Raw genomic sequence first — 1,358 nt, 5'->3', positions numbered from 1 at the left:
TCTCTGCATGTATAATAACCTTAATCCTCTCTTTTGTGCTTTCTGGTTTAGTACTTAAATTTACTACTTTGTAAACTTAAGAAATGTATAATTAATTGCTTACGGATTTATTCCTTCGGAAAAATCTCGCAGACAATTAATTTCAAGTATTTTTATTATTTTCACGCTAAAATTGCGCAACTAATCATACACAAATACGTTGGCGGTAATTTGAAAATGGACAAATTGAATCAAATAGAAAGAATAAAAGTTAAGCTAAGGTTAGCTAAAAACACAGACTCTTTTTTTGAAGTGTTTGGAGCTTCTTCACATAAGTACACCTTGAATTCTCCTTTGGATGTACAAGAAATAAATGACTTCGAAAAAACATATAAAATCACTCTTCCTGATACTTACAAAACGTTTTTATCCAAAATTGGAAATGGTGGAATAGAATATAAAAATTCTGTTGTAGGTAATTCAGGAGCAGGACCTGATTATGGAATATTTAAATTAGGACATCTTCATCATTTTATTGTAGAGCCTTCTTTAAAATATCTAGAAAAAGAACCCTTTTTTAACGAAAGTACAACACAGGAAGAATGGGATAAAATCTATGATGAAATGGATGATAATATTTCAGACGAAGACTATGATAAAGAAGTGGCAAAAGCATATTCTGGAATATTAAATATAGGCTTCTCTGGATGCTCAGGTTATTTAGGAATTATTTTAAATGGAAAAAATAAAGAAAGAGTTGTTCATACATATGATGAAATAGAATATTGCCCTCATTTTTCAGAAGAAATTAACTTTTTGGATTGGTATGAAAACTGGTTAGATGATATTATTTCAGGAAAAAGTATTATGCGTATGGATGTCAATATAGGTGAACTTACAGAAGAATATATTGTTAATGAATTTATTTCAGATATTGATGATGATTATTGGAAATTTAAGAGATTAGGCACACTAAGAAGCTTCAAAACATTATCCAAAAATTCTATAAATAAACTTAAAGAAAAGTATAAAAATATTAAACATATTGATCAGAAAATTTGTCTGTTAAACTTTCTAACCAAGTATGACTATGAAAAATCAAAGGAAGAAATAGCAAAATTATCAAAAGATTACCCAATGGCTTTTTTGAGAAATATCCATTTGTATAACAAAGATAAATCTAATGAGTGGCTAAATGAAATTAATAGAATCAGAGAGTCAGAAAATTCAGAATTATTAGAGTACATAGAATTTGTGACGGATACAGATATAAAAACTACCGCCAACAAAGAACTGTGGTAAAAAACAACTAATTTTTGTTTAATTTTTAACCAAAGTATTTCTGTAAGTCTCATCGTATATTAATCCTGATTTTGCAA

Annotated in this window: 1 protein-coding gene; it reads left to right on the top strand. The window is 28.1% G+C overall.

The genetic code is table 11. The features are described 5' to 3' along the window. The first annotated feature begins 216 nt into the window (after window positions 1-216). Window positions 217-1,281 carry an SMI1/KNR4 family protein gene (locus ACKTTQ_RS00545; RefSeq protein WP_408048141.1) on the top strand — a complete coding sequence of 355 codons (1,065 nt, stop codon included), beginning with the start codon at window positions 217-219 and terminating at the stop codon, window positions 1,279-1,281. The last annotated feature ends 77 nt before the right edge of the window (window positions 1,282-1,358 follow it).

It is taken from the genome of Tenacibaculum halocynthiae, from assembly GCF_964512825.1.
Classification (GTDB): Bacteria; Bacteroidota; Bacteroidia; order Flavobacteriales; family Flavobacteriaceae; genus Polaribacter; species Polaribacter halocynthiae.
The sequence above is the reverse complement of the archived record's forward strand: the minus strand, read 5'-3'. Positions and strand labels throughout refer to the sequence as shown.